Source organism: Methanosarcina sp. MSH10X1 (genome assembly GCF_004099695.1).
In the GTDB taxonomy this organism is placed as follows: Archaea; Halobacteriota; Methanosarcinia; order Methanosarcinales; family Methanosarcinaceae; genus Methanosarcina.
This window is the reverse complement of sequence record NZ_SCHL01000001.1, coordinates 215,847-233,957: the sequence shown is the minus strand read 5'-3', so window position 1 is coordinate 233,957 and position 18,111 is coordinate 215,847. Positions and strand designations below refer to the sequence as shown.

Annotated in this window: 18 protein-coding genes; 14 read left to right on the top strand and 4 right to left on the bottom strand. The window is 37.7% G+C overall.

Annotated elements, in window-relative coordinates; genetic code table 11:
• The first annotated feature begins 54 nt into the window (after nt 1-54).
• Nucleotides 55-186 carry an AbrB/MazE/SpoVT family DNA-binding domain-containing protein gene (locus EQO05_RS00950; RefSeq protein ID WP_128502882.1) on the top strand — a complete coding sequence of 44 codons (132 nt, stop codon included), beginning with the start codon at nt 55-57 and terminating at the stop codon, nt 184-186.
• Between the two features lie 176 nt (nt 187-362).
• On the opposite strand, the gene EQO05_RS00945 is transcribed toward EQO05_RS00950, so the two are convergent.
• A complete protein-coding gene (locus EQO05_RS00945; protein ID WP_128502880.1) occupies nt 363-1,106 on the bottom strand; it encodes a hypothetical protein in 744 nt (247 codons plus the stop codon).
• A 374-nt stretch (nt 1,107-1,480) separates the two neighbouring features.
• Here EQO05_RS00945 and EQO05_RS00940 point away from each other — a divergent pair, with 374 nt between their 5' ends.
• Entirely contained in the window at nt 1,481-2,263 is a 783-nt protein-coding gene (locus EQO05_RS00940; protein WP_128502878.1) for a hypothetical protein, read from the top strand.
• A 208-nt stretch (nt 2,264-2,471) separates the two neighbouring features.
• Here the strand turns inward: EQO05_RS00940 and EQO05_RS00935 are convergent, their stop codons facing one another.
• Entirely contained in the window at nt 2,472-3,437 is a 966-nt protein-coding gene (locus EQO05_RS00935; protein ID WP_128502876.1) for a hypothetical protein, read from the bottom strand.
• Between the two features lie 266 nt (nt 3,438-3,703).
• Here EQO05_RS00935 and EQO05_RS00930 point away from each other — a divergent pair, with 266 nt between their 5' ends.
• From EQO05_RS00930 to EQO05_RS00905, 7 genes are all read left to right on the top strand, one after another.
• Entirely contained in the window at nt 3,704-4,327 is a 624-nt protein-coding gene (locus tag EQO05_RS00930) for a site-specific integrase (protein WP_128502874.1), read from the top strand.
• Between the two features lie 643 nt (nt 4,328-4,970).
• Entirely contained in the window at nt 4,971-5,132 is a 162-nt protein-coding gene (locus tag EQO05_RS15315) for an AbrB/MazE/SpoVT family DNA-binding domain-containing protein (RefSeq protein WP_164888428.1), read from the top strand.
• On the top strand, nt 5,129-5,377 hold the full coding sequence (locus tag EQO05_RS00925; protein WP_128502872.1) for a hypothetical protein: 249 nt from the start codon (nt 5,129-5,131) through the stop codon (nt 5,375-5,377). The genes EQO05_RS15315 and EQO05_RS00925 overlap by 4 nt, the downstream gene beginning before the upstream one ends.
• A 158-nt stretch (nt 5,378-5,535) precedes the next feature.
• The gene (locus tag EQO05_RS00920) at nt 5,536-6,030 is read left to right on the top strand and encodes a hypothetical protein (protein WP_128502870.1); all 495 of its coding nucleotides are present in this window, start codon (nt 5,536-5,538) and stop codon (nt 6,028-6,030) included.
• On the top strand, nt 6,021-6,386 hold the full coding sequence (locus EQO05_RS00915; protein WP_128502868.1) for a hypothetical protein: 366 nt from the start codon (nt 6,021-6,023) through the stop codon (nt 6,384-6,386). Before EQO05_RS00920 ends, EQO05_RS00915 begins: the two co-directional genes overlap by 10 nt.
• 9 nt (nt 6,387-6,395) lie before the next feature.
• Nucleotides 6,396-6,869, top strand: coding sequence for a hypothetical protein (locus tag EQO05_RS00910; RefSeq protein ID WP_128502866.1), 474 nt, complete (start codon nt 6,396-6,398; stop codon nt 6,867-6,869).
• Nucleotides 6,853-7,764, top strand: coding sequence for a hypothetical protein (locus EQO05_RS00905; protein WP_128502864.1), 912 nt, complete (start codon nt 6,853-6,855; stop codon nt 7,762-7,764). The genes EQO05_RS00910 and EQO05_RS00905 overlap by 17 nt, the downstream gene beginning before the upstream one ends.
• A 592-nt stretch (nt 7,765-8,356) precedes the next feature.
• Here EQO05_RS00905 and EQO05_RS00900 read toward each other — a convergent pair.
• A complete protein-coding gene (locus EQO05_RS00900; protein WP_240664253.1) occupies nt 8,357-8,524 on the bottom strand; it encodes a hypothetical protein in 168 nt (55 codons plus the stop codon).
• Between the two features lie 638 nt (nt 8,525-9,162).
• On the opposite strand from EQO05_RS00900, the gene EQO05_RS00895 reads away from it, so the two are divergent.
• A complete protein-coding gene (locus EQO05_RS00895) occupies nt 9,163-9,384 on the top strand; it encodes a hypothetical protein (RefSeq protein WP_128502863.1) in 222 nt (73 codons plus the stop codon).
• A gap of 8 nt (nt 9,385-9,392) precedes the next feature.
• Complete coding sequence (locus EQO05_RS00890; RefSeq protein WP_128502861.1) at nt 9,393-9,716, top strand: YbjQ family protein; 324 nt, start codon at nt 9,393-9,395, stop codon at nt 9,714-9,716.
• A 288-nt stretch (nt 9,717-10,004) separates the two neighbouring features.
• Here the strand turns inward: EQO05_RS00890 and EQO05_RS00885 are convergent, their stop codons facing one another.
• A complete protein-coding gene (locus tag EQO05_RS00885; RefSeq protein ID WP_128502859.1) occupies nt 10,005-11,525 on the bottom strand; it encodes a glutamine synthetase family protein in 1,521 nt (506 codons plus the stop codon).
• Nucleotides 11,526-11,973: 448 nt separating this feature from the next.
• Between EQO05_RS00885 and EQO05_RS00880 the strand changes: the two genes are divergently transcribed.
• From EQO05_RS00880 to EQO05_RS00870, 3 genes are all read left to right on the top strand, one after another.
• On the top strand, nt 11,974-13,155 hold the full coding sequence (locus EQO05_RS00880; protein WP_128502857.1) for an FprA family A-type flavoprotein: 1,182 nt from the start codon (nt 11,974-11,976) through the stop codon (nt 13,153-13,155).
• A 446-nt stretch (nt 13,156-13,601) separates the two neighbouring features.
• Entirely contained in the window at nt 13,602-14,894 is a 1,293-nt protein-coding gene (locus tag EQO05_RS00875) for an APC family permease (RefSeq protein ID WP_128502855.1), read from the top strand.
• A 504-nt stretch (nt 14,895-15,398) separates the two neighbouring features.
• On the top strand, nt 15,399-16,571 hold the full coding sequence (locus EQO05_RS00870) for a type III PLP-dependent enzyme (RefSeq protein ID WP_128502853.1): 1,173 nt from the start codon (nt 15,399-15,401) through the stop codon (nt 16,569-16,571).
• The last annotated feature ends 1,540 nt before the right edge of the window (nt 16,572-18,111 follow it).

Here is an 18,111-nt window from a genome sequence, read left to right as displayed (position 1 = left end):
TAACCTTTTTCAAAGGATCTGTTCACTATGTCAACGTATAAAACAGAGGTAAAAATGATTGACGGTGACCTCTTCATTGTCATTCCTGAAAATTTTGTTAAACCCTTGAAATGGCACAAAGGCGATACAGTGGACATTGAACTTATTGAAAATTCAATTTTAATGTCAAAAATAGATTTTAATTGAGGTAGGGAGAGAGAAAGCTTGGCACAGTCCCTCTCCAACGGTAAAACTTGCGCCCAGCCGAAGGCGCATATAGAGTACAAGCTTTAAAACTATTTAAAATATGTTGCTATGTTTTGAAAGATTAAAATATAGATTCTGAATTATACCCTCTATTTAGTGAAAAACAATGTTTATTTCTATACTCTACTCGGTGGAGGATATAATTCATTTAGATGCTCTTGAAATTTTTTAAGTTCTTTAATATCACTTTCATATTCTTTATTTACATTATCGAAAAAAGATATATTAAATTTAACAATATTTTCATAGTACTCTTTACAAAGAGGTTTAATTTCAATATTGTCTTTTAAACTCTTCAAATACTTTTTTGATTTTGATATCCACCCATCCCATGTTAATAACTCTTGGAGATTTAATGAAATTTTTTGTTCCATCTCATATCTACCAGTTCCTTCAATCATTTTAACAGAAAAACGTTGAGAAGTAATTGGGAATGAACGGTGTTGAACATAATTCCTTAAATCTTTCATGAAAGTTACTACTTCAATATCATTAAGTCTTTTAACTTCTTTATCATAAAACGCATTTATATTTTCATTATCTAATTTATTTTTAAAGTTGCTACTGTGGCGTATGAGTGTGAAAGAACTGGCAGTATAGTTGTGAAATAAACGAAGAATCTCTAAGCTAATTTCATCACGTTTTTGATGATTAGTTAGAAATGCAAGTTCAAGGTCGTTTTCATATATATCTACTACGTAACAAAGATTTATAAAATTCCCAGAAAATATATCATGTGTAACCTTTAATAGACTCATATCGTTGAGAAGTTTGAATCCCTTTAAAGATTGCATTTCTTTTATATAGTCACCATATCCTTTTTTACAATCTTCCAGTTTAGCACCTACCGTATAAAGCAAAACTATCTTGATTTATTAATAACTTAGTTTTTAGAAATTATAGATTGTACATCGTTCACATTACACCAAAAAGTAAAACAACACGAAAATTTATTCATCGACCTAGTTTTTCAGAAGAGTATATTGGAAGGTATTCTCTTTAGTAATACTAACTTTTACTTTTTATCTTTTTGTATTGTTTTTAGCTTTCATTTATCTCTCTTTTCTCAAATTAAAAGTAAATTTTAAAATTGCAACTATAAGCGGAATTAAAAATAAATGTTTAAAAATAATGAACAAATTACTAACTTAAAAGAAATTTACCTGTATTGATTCAATAGGTTTTATGTTATTCATTAAAAGTAATTTACAAATTATAAAGAGGTGGAATCACGTTGAGGAAATATATTTGTTTAGTTGTTATTGTTTTTATTACCTTGGGAATGGGTTGTATCAGTAGCTCTGATACAACAGATAAGCCAGCACCAGCCGAAATGAATATCAGTGAAACCCCTGATGGAAAGCCTTTGGTAGAATATACTGTTTCAACCCCTTACACTCAGGATAAAGATGAATGGATGAAGGAATATGCCCAGGATCACCGGACTGGTGATGGAGAAGAACTACACCTTTTTACGTTCTCGGATGGGAAGCAATTTGAGTATTATATGTTAACTGAGGGTGTCAGTGAAAAAGGATTCGTATATCCATCTAGCTGGACAGAAGAGCCTGATGAGTCATTAACCCCTACTAAGATAAGTGAAGAACAATGCATAGAAAACCTTGAAGCTTTTTTAAGCAAATGGGATGGTGCATACTTTGAGATGCAGCCGGATGATAATTTCGGTGAAAAATTATATGTGTACACAGGTCAACCTTTAGTTGGACTAAGCCCCAGTGATGCAGCGGTAATTCTGAAGAATTACATTGATTATAACCCAGACAGGGATGAATACTGTCTTGTAATTCAAACCCCTGCAGCAGAAGGGCGAGGCACTATAATCAAAGTCTATGGATATGAACCAAAAAAGCAGATATTATTTGAATCTGAAATTATGGAGTCAGTCCCTGCAAGCAACACAATATGGACTGATGCAACATACACGAGTATTGTTAATGCCATCGAAACAAATACTTTTACAAACCACCCTGGAAAGATGGGATATCCAGAGAGTTAAAAAAGTGGGGGATAATTCTCCCATTCTCTTTAGGAACTTTAACTTTATATCTCTGCTTTACTTCCAATTAGTCCTATTCTCTTTAATTAAGACAAGGTTTAGAGAAATTTTTAGCTTTTAAAAGGTTAATTATTCTAAAATAATTTTTTTATAGGTTTAAACTTAAGGTCAAACTATCAACAATTTAGACAATCATTTGCAAACTTTATCACCTTGTATTAGTTGGTATTAGTTCCTCAGTAGGCTCTACCTTTTCAGCACCGCAATATTGGCACTTATAGTATCTTGTTGTTTTTTTCCTTGTACCATCAGAACATATCATTTCTTCAATCAACGGTCTTCTTATTTCTTTATAACCAAAGCCACGTCCACACATCTTACATTTTGTGTGATCACTTGCAAATATAGAAAGGAATATTATAGATCCTATCAAAATAAGAATGTAACTAAAAAACAATTTTAAAAACTCTAAATAATATCCAGTATTATTTTGTACAATTAAAAAATCGGGAACATCTGTAGACAGAATTGAGGAAAAAGCAACAAAACCCCCTAAGATAACAATGAAAAGTCCTAAAAACATAGATTTTGATTTACCATAACGATCAATAAATAAGGGAGCTAATTTTTCTAGTATGAACAGAAAGATATTCAATAAGATATTATCATTTTCTTTTCGACCTTCGTAAGTACAATAATTTCCTGAAAAATGTGTATGCTTTGAATTATCAGTATAGATTGAATTATTCTCAAAAACATTACCTTCAATTTTACACTTCTCGAAATTAATTGGTGTATTATGGTTTCCCACTGTGAATTGATTAATTTTCTCTATATTCAAATTTATTACAATGGATTCAATTTCCTTTGCTAGGTTTTGATCTTCAGTCAACAACTTCAGGATTCCCTGCTGTAACTCATTCTGAGCTTTTGGATCTTCTAAGTTTTTGGATAAGTCTTCGAGTGCTATTTCTACGTATTCACTCTTTTTTGACCTTATTTTATCAAACAGAGCTTTAGCTTTATCTATAGATTTAGATCCCAGCTTTTCGATACCTTTCTCAAGAAGCATATCTTTAACTTTATCTGTGACAACACCTTTTCCCGCGTATATAAAGGGTAAAGCGGGCAAGAGAATATCTGTTGTTTGCTGAGCAAGAGCTATAGGGTCCATGAAATTCCTCTAATGACTCTTTGATACTGAAAGCTGATAAAATAAATTTTACTATTTAGAATGAACAGAAAGAAAAAATCAAGTTTTACTTTTATATGAAGTCTACTTCTTGTTCCATGAATGCATAGGTTTTAACTTAAAATCTATGGGTTTCTTTGATTTATCTTAAGATTTTTCTATTTTTTTTAACTGCTTTTTCTCTTAATACATAGGTTTAAATATAATCTATGCATATATAGTATATGGGAAGTTGGAGAGTCCTAACTATGAAAACGGCAAAATACCCTGCGTCTGGTTTTGTAAAAGATCTTGAAGCTTTACATCTTTATGTGCGTGACATAAGAATTCTTACACCTAAAGAGTATGAAGCCTTGAAAGAAGTAATTCCTATGAGTGGTCATAAGACCATACTAGACATACTTCTTATTACAGGTATGAGATATGCTGAAATGCTAAGACTATATGAGCATCCAGAGTGGTATAACGAAAAAAGGAATATCATTCATTTGACTGAAGAGGCACAGAAGAAGCACAAAAGAAGGCAACTTGAAAGGACAATTCACCCACTGCCTTACGGATTTGATTATATTCTAAAGGCTTTTTGGGCAGGAAGGAAGCCACCACTTGAGGCTACTTGGAATCAGAACTTGCAGAGATGGGCTAGGGAAGCTAAAATAAATCCTTATGGTCTTTCTGTAAAGACGACAAGAAAAACAATAGAGTCATGGAGTATTGCAGCAGGGATACTTGAGAGTACAACTTGCCTGAGACAAGGACACGATTCTTTAACTTCTATGAGGCACTATCAAGGACTTGCCTTTTCAGATGATGAACTTAGAGAGATTAAAAAACAACTTACTGCTTGGGGAATGTTAAAACAGATACAGTAAATAAGTATGGGGATTAGTAAATGACAGAAAAACGTACAATACCCTGTTGCCCTAACTGTGGCTCAGTAAATTATAGTGTTCGCACACGTACACGTGATCATAGATGTTTTGAGTGTAAAAGTATTTTCAAAAAATGTGCAACAAAGGAAACGATTTATCAACGTGTTCGATCTAAGTTTATAAAAGTAAGGAAAGCTGAGGTAGTTAGTTTGTGACACTGCTTGATTCCCTCAATATTCACTTTCTTTTTGTTTCTCTCGTTACTGTTTTCTTGATTGCAGTCCCATACTGCATTTAACCTTTTTAAGCTTCTCTGTTTTACAGGGTATAAACCCCTTAACTGGTTAATTAAGCGTAACCTAGAGCCTCTAAATAGCTCGTTTTTTCCTGCACTTTGTACGTGTTCTGTATATACAGTGCATATGCTTCATACGTGCTATACACATGTAATACTGTGCTATGCATGTGTAATACATGTTCTATACGTATCTCGTATGTACAGAATACACACTTGGTCTATTTTTAAGCCTCTATATAATGGTTTCCAAAACTATTAATAATCGTTATGCAGAGACTATATTAATCTTTCGAAATGTTTAAATAGTTTTAACGCCTATATAATATATGGGGAGTTGAAAACCTTATGAAAAACATTTTATCTGTCTTTAAGATTAACAAGCATGGAAGCCTTGCTGTAATCATCCCAGCTAAAGAGGCTAGAGAGCTAGGTATTACTGAAAAAAGCACACTGACATTTACCAGAGTTGGAAATTCTTTGCATTATACAAAAGTCGTGATAGAATGACCACTAAAAACGAACTCCTGAAAATAATCAGGCATCAATGTGTCACATGCTGCGGCGGTTCTTATTCTGAGGTTGAAGCCTGCCAGGGTGGAAAGAGAACTAACGAATTTACAACTTGTCATTTGCACCCTTTCAGGTTTGGCACAGACCCTTTCAAAGAAGTTTCAGAAGCCAAAAAAGAGCAAGGTAAAAAATTGGCTGAGAGTCGCAAGAAAAAGAAAGAAATGCCTGTTATACTGGCTTAATTCATTTTCTTTCTATTGTAATACATAGAAATAATTTTCCATGTTACGGGCAGGATGAATTACCTTAACCCTCTAAGAAGTTAGAAAACATGCGTTTAATTTAAATACTTAACAATTAAAAAGTACTAAACGGAAATAAAATTTATTGGGGAGTCTTTATGGAAATTGCAACACCTAAAAAAGCTAGATTTTGGAATGTCGGAAGAGAAGTACCAAGTGATACACATGAATCAGACTTTGAGGTTCACACAAAGAAAGCTATGGAAATTGTAGCAGAGGCTTATAGCTCACAGTGTAACAATGCAAATAGTTTCTCTAAGTTTTTTCCTGACCTACTGCGTGAATGTTTCTTCCTGCGTATCTTAGGCGAATGGGAAGAGATTAAACAACTGACCGAGGAAGAAAAAGAATGTAATAGGAGAATAAAAGAAAAAGAAGCAGTAAGAGAAGCAAAAGTAGAAGTAAGTGATGAAGAGGAAGAAGATTTCAACTGTGAGTATGAATTTGGTTATGAGGAACCGGACCAAGTAGTAATAGAATTTGTAGAAATAATGAAAACAAGACCTGACAAAATCACAGAAGAAATGAAGTTCAGAGCCTTTGAAATCTTCCCGCTTGTAATAAAAGAAGTGGGGTGGATAGAATGCCAGTAGATGCAATTGAAACCCCCACAGAGTCACTGAGAAGGGAGATTACTACGCAATACTCTTGCATATCTGGGGGTATTGCGTACCTCTCAACCTGCATTGAGAAGAGATATAATGACGGGTGGATTCGAAACGCTCTTAGTAATCTCAAGGCATGTATTGTAGACCTAGTAAACCTCTGTAGCTTTAATGATGGGTTTGTGGAAGCCCTGGGAAAGAGCTATACAAATTTTAAATACTCTACAACTCCTGTTAGAGGGAGAGAGTACATTAGAAAGTATGCAATCTATGTATTGAAGCTTTGGGAAAGAATCACACTTGTACTTAGAAAACAAAAAATAATTATTCTCCCAAGTGAGTGAGGGATTTAAATGACAGGGGAAAACGGAAATTCAACATTCAGCATGCAAACTCCTGCAGCTATACTGGCACCAAAACAGCAATATCTTAACCTGATGATGAATTCCATTTACAAGTTTGGAGAACTTTGTGCAGCGTCAGAAAATACAAAAGATATACAGGCGAAAATAAGTCTTCTTACTTCAATGATAATTAACTATATTCCAAATCCGAAGGAGAGAAAAAGACTGATTGAACTTAGAAATCAAAAAAGGTCTGAAGCTGCAAAGATAAAGGACATTGATTTACAGAGAGAAAAGAAGTTTGATATTGACTGTGAAATTGTAGGGGAAATAATGACCTTAATGGATGATGTCCTATCAATTGTAGAAAGACAGACTGTAATCTCTACAACAACCTCTGGACCTTCTGCACTTGAGGCAGAGTATTACCCTAATGGTTATCAACTCCCAGAAGAAGGTGAAATAGATGGGCTTGAAAGCTGATGTTGAAACCCCTGCTATTACTTTTTCGGAAATACTGGCAAATAAGATATGTGGCGGTCACAATCAACACGCTATTATATTTTTCGAAGGTAAGACAGGTACAGGTAAATCCTATGCTTCTCTTAGATTGGCTTTCGATTGCTCTATGGAGTTTGCAAAGCGTCTAGGTGGTAGACCTGAAGACTATTTCACCCTGGCAAATGTAGGGATCTTAACAGCAGAGGAAACAATCAGGATAGCCAAGAACATTAAGCAGCATGGTATATACATTCTGGATGATGCAGGTGCAGAAGGTTTAAGCTGTAGAAATTGGCAGTCAGAGCAAAATGAAGTAATGACTAAACTACTGCAGACATTCAGGACCAACAATAATTTACTGATACTTTCAAGCCCTGATAAATCCTTTGTAGATAAGATTGCAAGGACTCTGATTCACTATAAAGTAACAATGACCCAGGCTTTCTTTGATAAAGGTATTTCGTTAGGCAAACTATCCACAGTAAAGAAAATATCTACAAAGGATGGAGGAGCTAATCTTTATCCGTTCTTAAGAGCACATGGAGTTGTATTTAATTACATTCAATTCTCAACGCCTCCTAAGCCTCTCAGTGATGCCTATGACAAGAAAAGAAGGAGAATAGAAAGAGAGATGAATCTAAGGGCTATAGCTAAGATGGAGGAAAGTGGAGAGAACCCTGAAAAGATTGTAGAGAAAAAGACTAAGCTTGCAGAGAAAGAAATAAAACGAAAAGAAAACGCTAAAATGTATAAGTCGTTAGTAAAAAGCGGGAAAAAAGCAGAAGAAGCTTTAAAGCTAGCTTCTGAGACAACAGGAGTTAAAGCTAGTCAGGCTACAGTATTAAGAGACTATAATAGGTTTTTCGGAGATTTTTGACGAAATCCGCAAGTACCTTGCAAAAACCTAGTATCCTTTCAAGTTATATATTTTCGGAAAGCGTTGAAACTTGATGATGACGACAACATAAAAACAGTGTGCCATACTGCACAAATACTATTTCTTTTTTACATTTTATTGCAAAAGCAAGCTTCAATTTTCACCTTTTATATTGTGACTTGCCTCTCTATGTGCTTCCTTTTCTGACACAGCATATTATTCTGCATATACAAAATCATATACCAACTATGCCAGCACTTACCTATTCCATCTCATATTACTAAAACCTTGCGAAAGGTATAAATAGAAAGAAAGCCAATATATAATGTGCAAACAACCCGTTAAACGCATTCTGCCGATCACTGAAAAACGGGCATGGGCAGGTGCCACACACATCCTATGCGGGAGTTCACACCCTTCCCGCGTTCTCATACGTCAATCCCCTTGCAGGCTTAAAACCTGCAAGGCTTTACCCCCTTATCCTTTTAAATTTCTTTTTCTGTCTTTTTTCCTATTTTGTCTCAAATGAATAGCAGTAGACATTATACTAGATAATCACACAGCCTTGACTATTTACTTATTATGCTCGACTTTAGCCGAAAATAACGACAATAACGCTAAGCAGAATGGTAAGGATCAGGATTTCATCAAAAAGCTTTCCGGCGGGCGTGTCTGCTTCGAATATTATTTTATATAACGTACATCTCCAATCATTGTCAGGTGGTCTATTTTGCGGGTTATTTTTTACTGAACCAGCCATTGTTAACATCCACGCAGCAGGTTTGACACACAATTTAAGTTTTTAGAGGCGGAATTATGATATGATATGATTAATATGATGTATTGTGATATAACATAATATATTCCAGGCTAATTATGCACACCTATATTTCACAAGGCAATAGATATTTCCTTACAGTAGTTAATATCATAGTTATTTCTTACAGAAGTTAATATCATAGTTATTTCTTACAGCAGTTAATATTATAGTTATTTCTTACAGCAGTTAATATCATAGTTATTTCTTACAGCAGTTAATATCATAGTTATTTCTTACAGCAGTTAATATCATAGTTATTTCTTACAGTAATAATATCATAGTTATTTCTTAAAGTAGTAATATTATAGTTATTTCTTAAAGTAGTAATATTATAGTTAAGCTTTTGACCTGGAATCAAGTTTTGACCTTTTTTCATAATTCAGAATAATTCCAATTCCTTTTTCCTTCTTTTCGGTCCTCAAGAAGACTTTTGTCCTGCCATGATTCCATAAAGAAAAGTTGTTTGAACGAAACATTCCTATTAATATCAAGAAAGTGAAATAGTACCCTGTACTTATATAAGAACTCAAGCAACCTGGTTTCTGTGATAATTCCCAACTTTGTTTAGAGATCTCCTTATGAACAGCTACACAGCAGTGAAAAATCTTGGCATCGGACTGGTAGTCACTGGCATCATCTTTCTGCTGGGGTTTGGCCTTTATAATCTTTTTACCAAGGAGTCCAGCATGGTACTTAAGATATCTATTGGGGCAGTTGTAGCAGGTATATTACTGGTTTTGTCAGTGCTGATAAAAGAAAAAATGGTCATTAAGGATAAGGAAACTGAACGAAGATATTAGGTGAGAACATGATAATCGCAACCACGGATATAATAGCAGGAAAGGAGATTACGCATACTCTTGGAATGGCTCGCGGCAGTACAATTCAAGCCAAGCATATTGGAAAGGATATCATGTCAGGTCTGCGCAACATTGTAGGGGGGGAATTGACAGAGTATTCCGAGATGCTTGAAGAAGCTAGGGAGAAAGCAATCAATAGAATGGTTCAGGATGCAGAAAAAATGGGGGCTGATGCCGTGGTAAATGTCAGGTTCATGACTTCCATGGTAATGGCAGGGGCAGCTGAAATGCTTGCATACGGAACGGCTGTTAAGATAAGGGATAAAGCGTAAAGATAGAGACTATGAAGCTCCAGATCCACTTTAATTCAGTTTAATGAAAAAAGGATTCTGGAACAGTTTCATTTTTAAAATATCAGTAGCTGTTCCCACACATGGCAGTTTACAGAACTTTTATTCCCTGCTCATCTTTAGCTTTATTTGGAAAAGCCGGGCTGCATCAGAATAATTGCAAAAACTGAGGAGGAAATTCGTTTTTTACAGGGCCTGCTTTTCAGAAAAGCAGAACCCTGCCCTTTTGTGAAAAAAAGAAAAAGGTTTTTTTAAAGTGCTGAAACAGTATCAGCCAATGTGGATGTATTCGTCCACAAGTTTCCTGATTTCTTCGTTCTTGCCGTAGAGTCTCTCACTGAGCTGGTAGTCGTTGTAAGCCTCAAGCTTACTGATGATTCCATCAAGCATGCCTTCGGTAAATACATCGTACTGCATGAAGATCTCTTTCTTGTCTTTCAGAGCCTGGGCTGATTCATAGCAGGAAGCAGGCAGGTGTTCGAGCTCGGCAAGTCTATCTTTGTGTTCGTCCTTGAAGATATTTACATTGATGTAAAGTTTCTTCGAGAGATCGAGGGCATTATCCATCTCAAGACCATGACGGGTACCAACACAAAGTCCGGCAAGGAGGAGATAAATATCAGCAGAACCGTCTGCAGCACGGAATTCATACGTCTGTTTGCCGTAGTAATTCTTTAGTTCTTCAGAATAGTTCGGGTTTGCAATGGTAATCATTTTGCTTGCGTCACCGGACCAGCCAAGAGGTACACGGATAAGGGCAGAGCGATTCCTGTCTCCCCAGCAGATATTGGTTGGAGCTTCCTGGTGAGGTACAAGGCGCAGGTAGGATGTCGGAATCGTGTTCCCAAAAGCAGTAATTGCTGATGCAACATCCAGGCAGCCAACGATTGCCTTCTTTGCGGAATCACTCAAATTCCCGGCATTGTCAACAGTTGCTGTCTTGCCGTCTTTCATGAGCCTCATGTGGATATGCAGTCCACTGCCTGCCTTTCCGACAGTAATCTTCGGGGCATAGCTGACAGTGACTCCGTACTGGGCTGCAATCATTCTGAGCATCCACTTTCCAATGAGAAGTCGGTCAGCAGCATCCTCAATATTTGTGGCTTCGAACTCGATCTCATTCTGTTCGTAGTAGTAGTTATCGTCAGTGAAGTTTCCGACTTCTGAGTGCCCGTATTTTATCAGTCCGCCAGCTTCGGCAATGGCAAGCATGGTATCTTTTCTGAGCTGCTCAAACTTTGTGAAGGGGCCTGATTCATGATACCCTCTCTGGTCGATAGCCGGGAACTCAGTGTCAATCTGGTCTTTGTCGCAAATAATATAATACTCGAGTTCAGCCATTGCATTAAACTCGTAGCCTGTCTTCTCCTTCAGGACATCATGAGCCTTCTTCATGATATTCTCGGCTGAGCTTGCAAGAGGATTTCCATCTTTATCGAAGTATGAACAAAGTAAGTCAAGGGTAGGGATTTCTTCAAACGGGTTTACAAAAGCAGTGCGGTATCTCGGCACGACATAAAGGTCGCTTGAATCAGCCTCAATGTATTTGAAAAGGCTTGATCCGTCCACTCTTTCTCCGGTGGATAGCACTGTATCAAGATGTTCCTCATTCCTGATAATGAAGTTTAAGGCTTTAAGTCTCCCATCCCCGCCAATATAGCGGAAGTTGAGCATCTTTATGCCGTTGTCCCTAACGAACCTCATAATGTCTTCTTTGGTGAATTCAATTGCTGGTTTATTGAGGTACTGTACCAGTTTATTAGGATTCATTTCTATAGATGATGGTTTCATAATATCCCTTCTTTTATACCGCATATCGCAGATTTTAAAGCCTTGTGTCAGTTCCGAATATTTTTCGGGCTCATGGGTTGCCACATAGGCCGTAATTTTTGAACTCTTGCCTGCTAGGAAGAAGATAACTTACTGCTGTCTATATAAAGTTTTTCTTTCTTTTATTTTTCAAAACAAATAATAAAAAGAAGGCAATTCAGCTCTATTCCGCATTTTTCCGGACAGTTACTTTTTGCTCATCGAATTGAGACGTAAGTTAAAGTCCTGTACGTTGAGGTTTTGTCAGCCAGGATTCTGTCAGTTAAGGTCTTTGCCCAATAAATATATCGGACGAATTACAATATAATCATTAAATAATTCAGTTATCAGATTGGCAGAAGCGGACAGATACTTTACCAGCTTCTTATTTTTAGCCATTTTTATTTTATCAGGGGAATGGAGGAAAAATATGGAGATATACAGTATTCCTGAAATTGCCAGAGATGTATTTTGCGTTGGGGCAAAAGACTGGAACCGCAGAATGTTTGATGCTTTGATTCCGCTGCCTCAGGGAACAAGCTACAACGCTTATCTTGTGAAAGGAAATGAGAAAACAGCCCTCATAGATACAGTGAACCCTGGTTTCGAAGAGGAGTTCGAAGCGAAGATAAATCTGGTTTCCAGCCTGGAAAAGCTGGACTATCTGATTATGAATCACGCCGAGCCCGATCATTCCAGTGCAATTCGTTATATCATGGATAGAGCCCCTAACGCGATGCTTGTTACAACGGAAAGGGGTGTGAAAATGGCAAGCCTCTACCATGAACTGCCAGATGCCCGTGTTAAAGTCGTTGCCGAAGGTGATACACTCGACCTGGGAGGGAAAACCCTGCAATTTATCGAAGCTCCCTGGCTTCACTGGCCTGAAACCATGTTCACATACCTGCCTGAAGACAGGGTACTCTTTCCCTGTGATTTCTTCGGGACTCACACTGCCCAGGGCGTTTATGATGAAGAGCTAGAAGACCTTATCCCTCTTGCAAAACGCTACTATGGGGAAATTATGATGCCTTTCAGGAAAATGGGAGCAAAGGCTCTTGAAAAAATAAAGGATCTTGATATTGAAATTATTGCCCCGAGCCATGGACCCATATATAAAAATCCTCAGCGCATACTTGAGCCCTATGCAAAGTGGACTGCAGGGGAGACCGAAAACAAAGCCCTTATTGTCTATGTGAGTATGTGGGGTTCCACAAAGCTTATGGTCAGAACTATTGCCGAAGTCCTGATGAAGGAAGGCGTAGATGTCAGAGTATATGACCTTGCAGTTTCAGACATAGGAGATGTCGCAAGGGAACTTGTTGATTCCCGTGCGATTATCCTCGGCGCCCCAACCGTGCTCGCAGGCATGCACCCTCTTGCCGTTTACGGCACTTACCTGGTGAAAGCCCTTAATCCGCCTGCAAAATATGGGGTTATACTCGGATCTTTCGGCTGGGGCGGAGGGGCTTTGAAGCAAGCAGGAGATATTCTGGTTCCTTCGAAGATGGAAATTGTCGGAACGCTTCAGGTGAAGGGCAAACCCGGAGAAGAAGATTTGAGAAAGATTGAAGAAATCGGCAGGGAACTCGCTCAAAAAATGAAAACATAACCTGAAGCGTCTCTTCATCGACCTGGAGATCCCTGTTTTAAGTTTGCTTGTAAAGCTCATTTCAACTCGGTAAGGCCCGCCAGGCTGGAACCTTACCAACCTTTTTTAGCAGAGATATTCGGTGCTACCTGTAGGTGGGAACTAAGAAACTCCTGATTCCCACTTATTTCATTTTCATACAAACTTATAATATCCTGAATAATGACAACATAAGGTCCTGCGGATCAGGACTGCGCTTTATGCAGAAATCTCATGCACAATAACGTGTAGGATAAGCGTAATTAAAGAAACTAAGCCTTTTATTTGGATTAGAGCATTCTATAAATGGGTAGTTTTGAGACCGGGTTCTTGTTACCCGGTAGTAAGCCTTCAGGAGATAATCTTTCTAATGGGCCTGGTCCAATTTTTAGATTATTTTGGTTCTGAATTTAGGCGCAGGGGTTTTTATGAAAGGAGAGTCTGAACTAAAAAAGGAACTGAATTTGCTGGAGATTACTCTGGTAGGAATTGGCAATATTCTCGGAGCCGGGATTTACGTGCTCATGGGAAGAGCTGCAGGGCTTGCAGGCAATATGGTCTGGTTTTCTTTCCTATTTGCCGGGGCAACGGCTGCACTTTCCGCCCTTAGCTATATGGAACTTGCTTCCATGTATCCCAGGGCAGGTGCGGAATACGAGTTTGTAAAGAGAGCTTTCGGAGAACGCATTGGCCTATTCGTGGGGCTGCTTGTCATCTATTTCGTGGTAATAACAAGTTCTGCGGTTGCCCTCGGTTTTGGCAGATATTTCAGCAACCTTTTCGGGAGCGGATACTTAATAGGGGCAATAGGCCTGTTTATCTTTCTCAGCCTTATAATGGTTTACGGGATCAAGGAATCTGCCCGGCTGGCTATTCTAATAAGTCTAATAGAAGTGTCCGGGCTTTTAATTGTCATTTACACGGGATTTCCTTACCTTGGAACGGTAAATTATCTAGAAGCTCCGGATCTGGCAGGAATATTTGAGGCTTCAACTTTGATTTTTTTTGCATTTCTGGGTTTTGAAGATATTGTGCGGTTATCTCAGGAAACAAAAGAAGCGGAAAAAACTACTCCAAAAGCCCTGCTTATTGCCATATTTTTTACGGTTTTCCTTTATATGTGTGTGGCAGTAACTGCCGTAAGCGTACTTGATTATCGGGTTCTCGGACTCTCAGAGATTCCGCTTGCAGATGTTGTGGCTGTTTCTCTTGGAAATGACGCTTTTGTCATAATGTCCTGGATTGCCCTTTTTTCCACAATGAATACTGTACTTGTGGTTATGCTCGGAGGGTCAAGAATTGTTTACGGCATGGCATATGCAGGATCACTTCCGGGAAGTCTCTCCCGGGTACACGCCAGTTACCATACGCCATGGGTTGCAATTTTCGGGGTTGCCTGCCTCTCAATCCTGTTTGTGCTTTTAAGGGATATTGCGATAGTAGCAAATATTTCCAATTTCATGATTTTTATTGTCTTTTTTATGGTTAACCTCTCCCTGATAAAGCTTCGTTATACTGATCCCGAAAGAAATCGCCCATACAGAGTACCCCTGAATATTGGGCGTTTTCCCCTGCTCCCTTTTCTTGGTACCCTCTCTACGGTATTTCTTTTTTCCCAGTTAAGCCTGGATGTCATAACTTACGGCCTTATACTTGTAGGAATAGCCATACTGATAGCACTGCTCAGAACAAGAAAGAAAGGTCTGCCTGGAACACAATAAAATTATTACAATATGCACAAATTCCGGCTTTAATGAAAGCGGCTTAAGAAGTTTCATTTGTAAAAATACTGCTAAGAAGGGGCTTTTCAATCATTTAACTGCTTAATTAATCATTTATCTGGGTTTAAGCCTTTAATATTTCTTCTTCAGGGCAAAAAATGCTTATTCAATTTTGCAACTATTTACGATTTCTCATTTCCTCTCCAGGCATAAAAGGATTTTTGGTACCTTTAATGGAAAAAAACAGCCTAATTAATCCTTTTTTCATAATGTGACGATTTATGTTAAATATTTCTTGATTTCAGTTAGTTTTGTGTCTCTATATTCACCAATAATTAGTTTTATATACGTTAAATCCTATTTGAATCGCTTTATTTAGCGCATTGTCAAAATAATTGATTATAAACTTAATAATCATTACAAATACTGGAGATGCTAAAAATTATTAACTAGTATTAACATAAACTTGATTACGAACATTTCAATTTTGATAAGGGAGTAGATATGAGAAGAGAGCATTACGTATTTCCGCTGGAGGATTTCGTCTCAAGAGAGGAGTTTAACCGGATAAAAAAATTCTCCCGGGATAAGGAAACCCCGTTTTTAGTCGTTGACCTGCAGAGAATTGAGCGAAGCTTTGAAGAGCTGGTAGAGCACATGCCTTTTGCAAAAATTCACTATGCGGTAAAGGCTAACCCTATGGATGAGGTTGTGCTTGCCCTGAAAAATAAAGGCTCGAATTTTGATGTGGCAACGGTCTACGAGCTTGATCAACTTCTCAGGCTTGGGGTAGAACCTGAAAGGATCAGTTACGGCAATACCATCAAAAAAGAGAAGGACATAGAGTACGCATATGAAAAGGGAGTGAGGCTTTATGTTACCGATTCTGAGAGCGATTTAAAAAAATTAGCCAGAAGAGCCCCTGGTTCCAGAGTGTTTTTCCGCATACTTACCGAAAGCGATGGAGCTGACTGGCCTCTCTCAAAGAAGTTCGGTTCGCATCCTGACCTGATTTATAAGCTTATTCTTAAGGCTGAAAAACTGGGGCTTGAGCCTTACGGACTCTCTTTCCATGTCGGTTCCCAGCAAAGGGACATTGGCCAGTGGGACAATGCGATTTCCAAGTGCAAGTACCTTTTTGAGGCAGTGGCTGAAAAGGGCATACGTCTGAAGATGATCAACCTCGGTGGAGGTTTTCCTGCAAAATACCAGGCGCAGGCTCATGATCTTGAAACCTATGCACGGGAAATCCGCCGCTTTTTACATGAGGATTTCGGGGAGGAGCTGCCTGAAATTCTTATCGAGCCCGGACGCTCTATTGTTGCCGATGCCGGGGTAATCGTAAGTGAAGTTGTAATGATCTCCAAGAAGGCCAGATTTAACCAGTATAAATGGGTATATCTTGATATCGGCAAATTCGGAGGTCTCATAGAAACCATTGATGAATGCATCAAATACCCAATCTTCTGCGATAAAAATGGCTGCGCCGAAGAGGTAATCCTTGCAGGTCCGACCTGTGATAGCATGGATATCCTTTATGAACAGCACAAATATACTTTCCCTCATACAATGAGAGACGGAAACCGTGTTTACATCTTCACAACAGGCGCCTATACCCAGAGCTACAGTTCTGTAAGTTTTAATGGTTTCCCGCCTCTCAAGGCTTATCTTATTTAATATTTAACTCAAAGGCACGTTTCAGAAGGCTCAATATTTGAACAACCTTTCTGAACCTTTTCTTTTTAATTTCCTGCTATCTCAATTACAGTTTTTGCATGTATTTTTATAGAGCTCTGTTTTATTTGATTGAAATATTTAATAGGAGCAAAAAAATACATTAGTTCAGTAAATTTAATCAGAAACTATTTTTTAGACGGGTTATAATATATATTTCAAGATACAATAACAAGAGATGCAGATTGAGAGTTATAGGGTTTCCTCTCAATCTTATGGGGTAGGGATCATCGATAGGGATCCGCAAATGGAATCAGGATTCCTATCATTCACCTTAATTAATATCTGAATTGCCATCCAGATGTGCCTCAGGAATACGCCCCGAATTGCGCCTCGCCCGAATTGCGCCTCGCCCGAATTGCGCCTCGGGAGTACGCAGCCCTTTTCGCTTCGCTCAAGAGGGCTTATTCATGGGACAGAAATTTTTCGTATTTTTACCAGAGTCCCGTGAGTTTTAAAAACTTATCAAGAGCACAAACTTTTTCAAAAAAAGTTTTATCAAAAACTCTGATTTATCTAGACCGGTGTAACCGGAGTGTGATCGACCGGCGCAACGGTCGCGGGTCAACGCTTGCGCTCAGAGGGAAAACTTATGGTCAAGAGAAACTGATTTTCAACTCGTTCAGGGGCTGGTTTATCAGAATCGGATTCAAATCTGGTTTTTTATCAGGAAACGATTCTATTCTTTAAACCCGGATGTTTCAATCGTGTTGAAACTTAGAAGAGAGAAAATTATTATATTTTATTAAAATTTTGGGCGAGGAATTTGACTTCTTTATATTTATTTACTGATTAATTTACTAATATTTGTAGTAATTAAATTTTTAATTTTTATTTCAATTAAATATTTTAATATCATTAAAAGTTTTGCTGCCATAAAAATCTTAAACATGATTGTAAATTAGGATTACATACATTTTTTTAGGTCGGTTATGATATATATTCCCACGCCACTATAGAGGTATAGATTAGGAGTAATAGGGTTTCCTCTTAATCTTTGGGTTGGATCGCAGGTAGGGACCTGAGAATAGGGACTCAGCCCCCTACCATCTACTTCCAAACTAATTTTCTGGATCACTTACTCTTTTTCATAATGTCTTTATTTTTTATAAACCTTATGACCGTTCCTAAACTCAGGTTTTTATCTACTTCGCTGGAAACCGCTTTAGATATGGTGTGCAGACAAGGCATTTTTTCGTTTTCTCATGCTTTTAGTTTGACATCATTCTCAGTATTTTCCTGTCAGTATGCAGGAGGTAGGCGTATCAGATTCCTGAACCTTAAATGAGAGGATCTTTATGGTTGCCGAAATTGATGGTATTGGGACTGGTCTTTTTATCTGGTTACTTGATATTGGTTGTGTCTCAAAACGAGTCGCTTACAGTTTAAAATGATATACATCTAAACTTGAATTTATCATCCTGACCAGTATACTTAACTTGAATTATCATCCTAACCAGTATACTTAACTTAAACGCATTAT

Coding starts and splice junctions, on each gene's coding strand:
- EQO05_RS00950 (WP_128502882.1), top strand. CDS start 55: ATGATTGACGGTGACCTCTTCATTGTCATTCCTGAAAATTTTGTTAAA.
- EQO05_RS00935 (WP_128502876.1), bottom strand. CDS start 3,437: ATGGACCCTATAGCTCTTGCTCAGCAAACAACAGATATTCTCTTGCCC.
- EQO05_RS00930 (WP_128502874.1), top strand. CDS start 3,704: ATGAAAACGGCAAAATACCCTGCGTCTGGTTTTGTAAAAGATCTTGAA.
- EQO05_RS15315 (WP_164888428.1), top strand. CDS start 4,971: ATGAAAAACATTTTATCTGTCTTTAAGATTAACAAGCATGGAAGCCTT.
- EQO05_RS00925 (WP_128502872.1), top strand. CDS start 5,129: ATGACCACTAAAAACGAACTCCTGAAAATAATCAGGCATCAATGTGTC.
- EQO05_RS00920 (WP_128502870.1), top strand. CDS start 5,536: ATGGAAATTGCAACACCTAAAAAAGCTAGATTTTGGAATGTCGGAAGA.
- EQO05_RS00915 (WP_128502868.1), top strand. CDS start 6,021: ATGCCAGTAGATGCAATTGAAACCCCCACAGAGTCACTGAGAAGGGAG.
- EQO05_RS00910 (WP_128502866.1), top strand. CDS start 6,396: ATGACAGGGGAAAACGGAAATTCAACATTCAGCATGCAAACTCCTGCA.
- EQO05_RS00905 (WP_128502864.1), top strand. CDS start 6,853: ATGGGCTTGAAAGCTGATGTTGAAACCCCTGCTATTACTTTTTCGGAA.
- EQO05_RS00900 (WP_240664253.1), bottom strand. CDS start 8,524: ATGGCTGGTTCAGTAAAAAATAACCCGCAAAATAGACCACCTGACAAT.
- EQO05_RS00895 (WP_128502863.1), top strand. CDS start 9,163: ATGAACAGCTACACAGCAGTGAAAAATCTTGGCATCGGACTGGTAGTC.
- EQO05_RS00890 (WP_128502861.1), top strand. CDS start 9,393: ATGATAATCGCAACCACGGATATAATAGCAGGAAAGGAGATTACGCAT.
- EQO05_RS00885 (WP_128502859.1), bottom strand. CDS start 11,525: ATGAAACCATCATCTATAGAAATGAATCCTAATAAACTGGTACAGTAC.
- EQO05_RS00880 (WP_128502857.1), top strand. CDS start 11,974: ATGGAGATATACAGTATTCCTGAAATTGCCAGAGATGTATTTTGCGTT.
- EQO05_RS00875 (WP_128502855.1), top strand. CDS start 13,602: ATGAAAGGAGAGTCTGAACTAAAAAAGGAACTGAATTTGCTGGAGATT.
- EQO05_RS00870 (WP_128502853.1), top strand. CDS start 15,399: ATGAGAAGAGAGCATTACGTATTTCCGCTGGAGGATTTCGTCTCAAGA.